Source organism: Nocardiopsis endophytica, from assembly GCF_027706725.1.
GTDB classification, from domain to species: domain Bacteria; phylum Actinomycetota; class Actinomycetes; order Streptosporangiales; family Streptosporangiaceae; genus Nocardiopsis_A; species Nocardiopsis_A endophytica.
In genome coordinates this window covers 1-9050 of record NZ_JAQFWQ010000181.1, presented here as the reverse complement: position 1 = coordinate 9050, position 9050 = coordinate 1, and the positions used below count along the sequence as shown (strand labels likewise).

Genomic DNA, 9050 nt, shown 5'->3' with positions numbered 1-9050 from the left:
CCACCACCGCTCCACCCGGCCACCCGGACCGCGAGGGACCCTCCGCCCGGCTCGCGGGGCCGGGGAACCGCCCGGCTCGTTCCGTCGCCGCCGACCACGCCGACCATCCGCACGCGCCGCGCCCGACGACGCTGCCGGAAGGGTCGCTGACCTGTGTCGTTGCTGCCTTGCGACCTTGTACCCCGGCGACCCGCCGCCCGGCTAGGGACCATGAGCGGGGTACCTGCTCAGCCGCCCGGCTCCGGGTCAGGATTCCGAGCGGGCCTTTTCGGCCATCTCCAGGAGTTCCTCGGCGTGGGCGCGGCCCAGTTCGGAGTCCTCCATGCCCGCCAGCATCCGGGACAGCTCCCGGGCCCGCGCCGTCGTGTCCAGGCGGGTGACTCCGCTCTCGGTGACCGTGCCCTCGCTCGACTTGCGGACCACCAGGTGGTTGTCGGCGAACGCCGCCACCTGCGGCAGGTGCGTCACCACGATCACCTGCGCCCGCCGGGCCAGCCGGGCCAGGCGGCGGCCGATCTCCACCGCGGCCTTGCCGCCCACGCCCGCGTCCACCTCGTCGAAGACGAACGTGGGCACCGGGTCAGCCCCCGCGAACACCACCTCGATGGCCAGCATCACCCGGGACAGCTCACCGCCCGAGGCGCCCTTGTTCAGCGGCAGCGCCGGCGACCCCGGGTGCGGGGCCATCAGCAGCTCGACCTCGTCGCGCCCGTGCGGCCCGAACTCCTCGCCCGGCTCGACCCGTACCTCCACCCGGGCGTGCGGCATCGCCAGCGCCGTCAGCTCCTCGGTGACCGCGGCGGCGAACCGCTCGGCGGCCTGCGTACGCAGCCCGGTCAGCTCCGTCGCCAGCTCCTCCATCCGACCGGCGAGCTCGGCCTCCTCGGCGCGCAGCTCCTCCAGCCGGTCATCGTCGCCGTCCAGCTCGGCCAGGCGCTTGGAGGCGTCGCGCGCCCAGGCGAGCACGTCGTCGGCGGTCTCCCCGTACTTGCGGCACAGCTGCCCCAGCAGCGCCCGCCGCTCCTGCACCGCCGCCAGCCGCGCCGGGTCGGCCTCGACCGACTCGGCGTAGGAGGCCAGCTCGGTGGCGGCGTCGCCGAGCACGTAGGACACCTCGTCCAGCCGGTCGGCGACCGACGCCAGGTCGGCGTCGTGCTCGCGCACGGCCCCCAGGGCCTGGCGGGCCGCGGCCAGCAGCCCCACGACGTCGGCCTGCACCTCGGCGGCGGGGTCGCCGGTCAGCGCCTGGTTGGCGGTGGTGGCGGCGATGCGCAGCGAGTCGGCGTGGGCCAGCCGGGTCTCCTCGGCCAGCAGCTCGGCCTCCTCGCCCGGCAGCGGCTCGGCCGCGTTGATCTCCTCCAGGCCGAACCGGAGCAGGTCGGCCTCCTGGGCCCGCTCCCGCGCGCGCTCGGTGATCTCGGCCAGCTCGTCGGCGACCTCCCGGTGCCGCCGGTAGGCGGCCGAGTAGGACGACAGGGCGCGGGCCAGCTCCGGCCCGGCGTAGCGGTCCAGCGAGGAGCGCTGGCGGTCGGTGCGCAGCAACCGCTGCTGGTCGGACTGGCCGTGCACGGCGACCAGGTCGTCGGCGAGGTAGGCCAGCAGGCTCACCGGCGCCGACCGGCCGCCCATGGTGGCTCGCGAGCGCCCCTCCGCCGAGACGGTCCTGTTCAGGATGAGCACGCCCTCGTCCAGCTCGCCGCCGCCCTCGGCGACGCGCTCGGCGACCCTGCCGTCCGTGTCGACGGCGAGGCGCCCCTCGACCACCGCCCGGTCGGCGCCCGGGCGCACCCGCTGCGGGTCGGCGCGGCCGCCGAACAGCAGCCCCAGTCCGGTCACCACCATGGTCTTGCCGGCCCCGGTCTCGCCGGTGACGGCGGTGAACCCCGGCGACAGCTCCAGCACGGCGTCGTCGATGACGCCGAGACCGCGGATGCGGACTTCTTCGAGCACCGAACCCTCTCCTGCTCCCGACTGCGTCGCGGCCGTCCGGCTCCGGCGGCTAGAGGTCCTCGCGCTCGGCGCGCCCCCGCCAGCCGGCGACCGGCAGGCCGAACTTGGCCACCAACCGGTCGGTGAACGGCGCCCGCTGCAGGCGCGCCAGGCGCACCGGCGTGTCGGAGCGCGTGACCTCGATCCGCGCCCCGGCGGGCAATTCGACCATACGGCGTCCATCGCACCAGAGCACGCCCGCGGGGGTGTCCGGGACGATCTCGAACGCGACCACCGAGTCCGGCGAGACCACCACGGGCCGGGCGAACAGGGCGTGCGCGCTGATCGGAACCACCAGCAGCGCCTCCACTTCCGGCCACACGATCGGTCCGCCGGAGGAGAACGCGTGCGCGGTCGAGCCGGTCGGTGTGGCACACACCACACCGTCGCAGCCCCAGCGCGACAGCGGGCGGCCGTCGATCTCCAGGACCGTGTCCAGCATCCGCCGCGCGGTGGCCTTCTCCAGCGTGGCCTCGTTCAGCGCCCAGGTGCGCACCGGCGGATCGCCCTTGGCGCGGCCGCCGTTGTAGACCGCCACGTCCAGGGTCATCCGCTCCTCCACCGCGTAGCGGCGCTCCACGACGCTGCGCACGGTGGCGTTCAGGTCCTCCCGCTCGGCCTCGGCCAGGAACCCCACATGCCCGAGGTTCACCCCGAGCAGCGGCGCCCCCGCCGGGCGGGCGATCTCGGCGGCCCGCAGCAGCGTGCCGTCGCCGCCGAGCACCAGCACCAGCTCGACGCCCTCGGCCGCACCCGGACCGCGCACCGCCTCCACCGGATCGAGCTCGAAACCGGCACGCTTGAGGTCGTCGACCTCCGAGGCGAGCATGCGCACGGTCAGCCCCGCCTCGGTGAGGCTGGCGTGCACCAGCCGGGTGCTGCGCATGGCGGCCTTGCGGCCGGTGTGGGCCAACAGCAGCACGCTGCGCCCGCTCCCACCCGTGGTGGTCATGGACACGTCCTCCCTAGCTCGGCCCCTCGGCGATGGCGCGCTCCAGCGCCTCCGCGCCCAGCGGCGGCGCCCCGGCCCGCAGCCACAGGAAGTACTCCACGTTGCCGGAGGGTCCGGGCAGCGGGCTGGCCGCCACCCCCGGCACGCCCAGCCCCAGCTCGGCGGCGGCGTCGGCGACGTGCCGCACCGCCTCGGCGCGCAGCGCCGGGTCGCGCACGACGCCCCCGGCGCCCACGCGGTCCTTGCCCACCTCGAACTGCGGCTTGACCATCAGCGCGAAGTCGGCCCCGGGGGCGGCGCAGCGCGCGAGCGGCGGCAGCACGAGGGTCAGCGAGATGAACGACAGGTCGCCCACCAGCAGGTCGGGGCGGTCGCCGTCGAGCATGTCCGGGGTGAGTTCGCGGACGTTGCACCGCTCCATCACCCGCACCCGCTCGTCCGACCGCAGCGACCAGGCGAGCTGCCCGTAGCCCACGTCCACGGCGATCACCTCGCGGGCGCCGCGGCGCAGCAGCACGTCGGTGAAGCCGCCGGTGGAGGCCCCGGCGTCCAGGCACAGCCGGTCCGCCGGGTCCAGGGCGAACGCCTCCAGCGCGCCCACGAGCTTGTGCGCGCCCCGGGAGACGTAGGACGGGGCGTCGTCGGGGGCCTTGACCACGACCGCCTGGTCGGTGCCGATCTGGGTGGCCGCCTTGCCCGCGGGGACCCCGCCCACCAGGACGTGGCCCGCCTCGATGAGTTCGGCGGCGTGCCCGCGCGAGCGCGCGAGCCCGCGGCGGACCAGTTCGGCGTCGAGCCGAGTGCGTTTGGCCATGGTTGAAATCGCGCCCATCCGGAAGAAGTCTGCCTAAGGACGATACCGCCCCCGGATCCGCGCGCGTGCCTGATCCGAGGGCGGGCCCGGCGGGCGGGTCCGGGGCGGCGCCGGGGTCAGTCCGTGCGGTCCAGACTGCCCAGCACGTCCGACAGTTCCTGGTGGAGGGCGTCGAAGACGGCCACGTGGTCGGCGGCGGGCAGGTCGTCCAGCGACGCCAGCCGCTGCCGCACGCTGCGCAGGGTCTGCTCGGCGATCGCGGCGCCCTCGGAGGCGGGCTCCGAGGCGGCCTCCGACGCGCCGCCGGGGGCGGCCCCGGGGTACTCCTCGGGTTCGGACACGGGTCAGTCGCCCTTCTTGGCCGTCGAACCGCTCCTGGAGCGCGTGGTGCCGCGCTTCCCGGAGGACTTGCCGGTCGACTTGCCGCGCCCGGTGCCCTTCTTGGCAGGGGTCTTGCGCTTGGCGGACTCCTCGGCGGACGTGTCGTCCTCGACGCCGCCGCCCTCGCCCGTGGCGGCGCCGGCGGTCTTGCTCCCGTCCTCCGCGGCCTCGGGAGCGGAGGACGGCCGACCGTCGGTGCCGGAGGTGTCGGCGGTGCCGGTGGTTCCTTCGTCGGCGCTCTCCGGCGTGGAGGCCCCGGAGGAGGTGGCCTCCTCTGGAGCTGGGCCCTCGGCGACCGTGGTCGCGGCGGCCTCGTCGGCGCTCTCGGCAACGGCCTCCGCGGCCTCGCCGCTCTGGGCCCCCGCCTTGGCGGCCGGCTTCCCGGCCGACGCCCCAGCGGACGCCCCGGCGGTCTTCCTCGCCGGCTTCTCCTGCTTCTGCTGCTTCTGCGGGGACGACCCACCGGCGCGCCCGGCCGCCCCGTCCGACGCGCCCGCCTCACCCTTCGGCGCGACCGGCTCGGCCGTGCGCTCGGGCGCGACCGCCGACGCGTCCGCCACGGGCTCCGGCTCGGCCGCGTCGGGGACCGCCTGCGCCGCGCGCACGGGCTCGGGCGCCGCCTCCCCCTGCGCGGGCCGCTCCGCCGCCCCCTGTTCGGACGCCGGGGCCGACCGCGGCCACAGAGGCGCGCCGCCGCGCACCGACGCCAGCCGGCGCTCCAGCTCCGCCACTCGGCGGGCCAGGCGGTCGTACTCGGCGCGCGGCACCATGTCGCGCCGCTCCATCTCCCGCGCGACCTCGGCCCGGACCAGGTCGCCCAAGGCGTCCCGGTTGCCCTGGCTGGTCTCGATCAGCTCCGCCGCGAGCGCCTGGATGCTGCGCCCCAGCCCCTCGCCGGGCGCGGCCTCGCCCGCCCCGGTCTCTCTGATCAGCGACTTCGCCGCGGCGACGGCGCGCTTGCGGGTGAGCTCGTTGAGGCCACTGGTGGCATCCAGATAGGTGCGCACCGCATCGACGACCATGGTGGGGCTGCTCCTAAAACGACTCGGTCCTGGCCCGATGTTGACGCGCTCGTCCGGCCGGTGCCGGAGGGGTCCGTCCCGTACCGCGCGGAGCGGCACGCCCACGCCTTCCTGCTGCACCGGCCCGTGCCGCCGTTCCGGCCGGTCTCACCGGGTGTCCGCGGGCCTTTGGGCCCAGAGGCCCCGTTCCCTGCCGTCCGGCGGCGACCGACCACTCGACGTTATCAGGCACCGCCCCGCCCCTGCGGCGATTCGCCCGCCCGCATCCCCGGGCCCCGGGGCCCACGCACACCCCTCGGCACGCCCCGCTCCGCCCCCGCACAGCGGCGGGCGCACGCACCGGGACGCGCCGCCGCCCGGGAGGAAACCGCTCGGCCGCTGCGGCATCATGGGGCCATGACCAGCGTTGAGGACTGCCGCCGCGCGATCGATCGGGTCTCGGAGCGGATCATGGAGGTCGACGAGGCCGACCGCCGCAAGCACATCGTGGACCGCACGGTCAGCGTGACCGTGAGCGACCTGGACACCGTCTTCGACATGCGCCTGACCCGCGACGGCCTGCGCGACGTGTCCTCCCGGGCCGCGTCCGCCCCGGCCGAGCGGGCCCAGGTGCGCATCACCTCGACCGCCGACGACCTGATCGCCCTGGCCGAGGACCGGCTCGACTTCGCCAAGGCGATGCTGTCGGGCCGGGTCAAGCTGGAGGCGAGCTTCTCGGACCTCATGCGCATGCGCAAGCTGCTCTAGCCGCGGGTATCGTTCCAGGGTGCCGATGGATACGGGTGAAGGCGCCCTGGAGCTGGCCCCGCTGCGCGGGCTCCGGTACGCGGGCGCCGACGCGAGCGCCCTGATCGACTCCCCCGACTTCAACCTCGCCCTCGCCCTCTCCCCTCCCTATGACCTGGTCGACGCCGCCTCCTATGCGCGCATGACCCGGGTCGAGCCGCTCAACGCCGCCCGGCTCACCGCGCCGCCGACCGTCGACTGGCCCGACCGCTACACCGGCGCCGCGCGCACGCTGCGCCGCTGGGTGGGCGAAGGGGTGCTGGTGCGCGACCCCTCGCCCGCGGTGTACGCCTACGAGCAGACCACCCCGGGCGGACTGCGCCAGCGCGGCCTGATCGGGCTGCTGCGCCTGCCCCCTCCGGGCGGCGGCGCGGTCCGCCCGCACGAGGCCATCTCCGAGGAGCCGGTCCTGGACCGGGCCCGGCTGATGGCCGCCACCCGGGCCAACCTGGAGCCGATACTGCTGCTGTACCGGGGCGGCCGGGGCGCCGAGCGGGGAGCCGCGTCGCTGGCCGCCGACGCCCCCGCCGAGCAGGGCGCCGAACCGCTGGTGGACACCGTCACCGGCGACGGCGTCGTCCACCGGCTCTGGGCGCTGACCGACACCCGCACGCACGCGCGCATCGCCCACGACCTGGCCGGGCGCACCGCGCTGATCGCCGACGGCCACCACCGCTACGCCGCCTACCGCCGCCTCCAGGCCCGCCAGCGCGGCCCCGGGCCGTGGGATCTGGGCCTGGCGCTGCTCGTCGACTCCGAGGCCTCCCCTCCCCGGCTGGGCGCCATCCACCGGGTGCTGCCCGGCCTCGACCCGCGCGCGGCCGCCGAGGCGGCCCGCGCCCACGCCCGGGTACGGGAGCTGCCCGCCGGCACCGGCCCGGCCGACGCGGCCCGGCTGCTGGCCGAGGCGGCCCGGAGCGGCCCGGCGCTGGCCGTGGGCGACCGGCACGGCTTCGCCCTCATCGACCGGGTGGACCCGGAGGCGATGCGCGCCGCCGCCCCCGACCGCTCCGATGCCTGGCGGGCGATGGCCACCGCCGTCCTGGAGCGGCTGCTGCTGCCGCTGTGGCGGACCGGCGCCGAGGAGGCCGAGCTGGTCCACGACGACCCCGCCGAGGCGGTGCGCCGCGCCGGCGCCCGTACCGGACCCGCGACCGCCGTGCTGCTCCCGGCGCTGCGCGTGGAGGACGTGTACGCGGTGACCGCGCGCGGGGAGCTCACCCCGCGCAAGTCCACGTCCTTCGGCCCCAAGCCGCGCACCGGCCTGGTGCTGCGCTCCCTGGAGTCCCTACCTGAGAGGACCGATGAAGCCCGCTGACCTCCCCCTGAACGCGCTCTACGACGCCGCCCTGCTCGACCTGGACGGCGTCGTCTACATCGGGGACCGCGCGGTCCCGGCCGCCCCCGAGGCGATCGCCAAGGCGAGGGCCGCCGGGATGGCGGCGGCGTTCGTGACCAACAACTCCTCGCGCACCCCCTCCTCCATCGCCGAGCGGCTGACCGCGCTGGGCGTCCCGGCCGCGGCGTCCGACGTGGTGACCTCGGCCGAGGCCGCCGCCCGGCTCGTCGCCGAGCGGTTCCCGGCGGGCGCGCCGGTGCTGGTGGTCGGCGACACGGGGCTGCGGTGGGCGCTGATCCGCCGCGGCATGCGGCCGGTCACCCAGGCCGCCGAGGACCCGGTGGCGGTGGTGCAGGGCCACTCGCCGCGGCTGGGCTACGACCTGGTGTGCCAGGGGGCGCTGGCGGTCGGGCGCGGGGCGCTGTTCGTGGCCAGCAACGCCGACGCCACCGCCCCGATGGGGCAGGGGATCCTGCCGGGCAACGGCTCGTTCTCCAGGGTGATCGCCAACGCCACGGGGGTGGAGCCGGTCGTCGCGGGCAAGCCGATGCGGCCCCTGCACGAGGAGGGCGTTGCCCGCACCGGCGCGGAGCGGCCCCTGGTGGTCGGCGACCGGCTGGACACCGACATCGAAGGGGCGCACGCGCGCGGCGCGGCGGGGCTGCTGGTGCTGTCGGGGGTGACCGGCGCCCGCGAGCTGGCCGCCGCACCGCCCGAGCGCCGCCCCGACTACATCGCCTGGGACCTGTCCGGCCTCAACGAGTCCCACCCCGGGGCCGAGCCGATCCCCGACGGCGCGGTCTGCGCCGGGTGGACGGCGCGCATCCGCCCGGACGGGGGCGTGGCCCTGTCCGGCGGCGGCGACCGGCTCGACGGCCTGCGAGCGGTGTGCGCGGCGGCATGGTCCGCCCCCGGCGCCGACCCGAGGGGAGCCCTGGACCGGCTGGGCTGGTAGCCCCTTCAGGCCCGCCCGGAAGCGCCGGACGCGGCCCGAAGTGACCTGAAGCGCCCGCCCGGAAGCGCGGCCACACCATCGGCCACTGGGAGAGCGGCCGACCTGGAACGGGCGACAACGACAGAGGTCAGCGGCCCGCGCCGCAGCGTCGTCGGCCGCGGCGCGTGTGCGCAGTCGCCGTGGATGGCAGCGACGGCGAGGAGCGGGCGGTTCCCCAGCCCTGCTTGCCGTCTGTCTGGTCGCTCACAGTCATGTGGTCGGGCGGCTGAGCTGGTACCCCGCTCATGGTCCCTAGCCGGGCGGCGGGTCGGCGGGGTGCAAGGTTGCAAGGGCGGCGACGACGGAGGTCAGCGGCCCGCGCCGCAGCGTCGTCGGCCGCGGCGCGTGTGCGCAGTCGCCGTGGATGGCAGCGACGGCGAGGAGCGGGCGGTTCCCCGGCCCTGCGAGCCGGGCGGAGGGTCCCTCGCGGTCCGGGTGGCCGGGTGGAGCGGTGGTGGCCCGTGTTCGTGGCGGCCGCCGCGTCGGCGCGCCCCAGCCCGGCGATGATCTCGACAAAGGTGCTGTCATCCGGGCGGTTTTGACAGCACTTCCGTCGAGATCATCGCCGAGGGGGCGGGCGATGGGGTGCGGGGGGCATCTTGGGTGGTGAAATCGACACCTGATCTGCCGAAAAGCGTCGATTCCACGACGCAGGATGCCCGGACCCCTCTCCCGCCGCCCGTTATGCCCGGTATGCGCCGCTCGGAAGGCCCCTCCGCGTTGACGCTTCTATGTCAAGCGGCCAAGGAGAGTGCTTGTTGCTCGCGGGCCGT

The 9050-nt window shown here is 76.2% G+C and carries 8 protein-coding genes; 3 read left to right on the top strand and 5 right to left on the bottom strand.

The genetic code is table 11. The features are described from left to right. Positions 1-246 precede the first annotated feature (246 nt). From recN to O4J56_RS31395, 5 genes are all read right to left on the bottom strand, one after another. A complete protein-coding gene (gene recN / locus O4J56_RS31415; protein ID WP_270690831.1) occupies positions 247-1950 on the bottom strand; it encodes a DNA repair protein RecN in 1704 nt (567 codons plus the stop codon). Positions 1951-1999: 49 nt separating this feature from the next. Continuing rightward, entirely contained in the window at positions 2000-2941 is a 942-nt protein-coding gene (locus O4J56_RS31410) for an NAD kinase (RefSeq protein WP_270690830.1), read from the bottom strand. A gap of 13 nt (positions 2942-2954) precedes the next feature. After that, a complete protein-coding gene (locus tag O4J56_RS31405; protein WP_270690828.1) occupies positions 2955-3755 on the bottom strand; it encodes a TlyA family RNA methyltransferase in 801 nt (266 codons plus the stop codon). Positions 3756-3871: 116 nt separating this feature from the next. Beyond that, positions 3872-4096: a hypothetical protein gene (locus O4J56_RS31400; protein WP_270690835.1), complete on the bottom strand. Its 225-nt coding sequence runs from the start codon at positions 4094-4096 to the stop codon at positions 3872-3874. A gap of 3 nt (positions 4097-4099) precedes the next feature. After that, entirely contained in the window at positions 4100-5158 is a 1059-nt protein-coding gene (locus O4J56_RS31395; RefSeq protein ID WP_270690827.1) for a membrane fusogenic activity family protein, read from the bottom strand. A gap of 396 nt (positions 5159-5554) precedes the next feature. Here O4J56_RS31395 and O4J56_RS31390 point away from each other — a divergent pair, with 396 nt between their 5' ends. The 3 genes from O4J56_RS31390 to O4J56_RS31380 are packed head-to-tail and all read left to right on the top strand — an operon-like array spanning position 5555 to position 8238. Continuing rightward, positions 5555-5905: an SCP2 sterol-binding domain-containing protein gene (locus O4J56_RS31390; protein WP_270690825.1), complete on the top strand. Its 351-nt coding sequence runs from the start codon at positions 5555-5557 to the stop codon at positions 5903-5905. Between the two features lie 25 nt (positions 5906-5930). Continuing rightward, complete coding sequence (locus O4J56_RS31385) at positions 5931-7262, top strand: DUF1015 domain-containing protein (RefSeq protein WP_270690833.1); 1332 nt, start codon at positions 5931-5933, stop codon at positions 7260-7262. After that, complete coding sequence (locus O4J56_RS31380; protein ID WP_270690823.1) at positions 7249-8238, top strand: HAD-IIA family hydrolase; 990 nt, start codon at positions 7249-7251, stop codon at positions 8236-8238. Before O4J56_RS31385 ends, O4J56_RS31380 begins: the two co-directional genes overlap by 14 nt. Positions 8239-9050 lie beyond the last annotated feature (812 nt).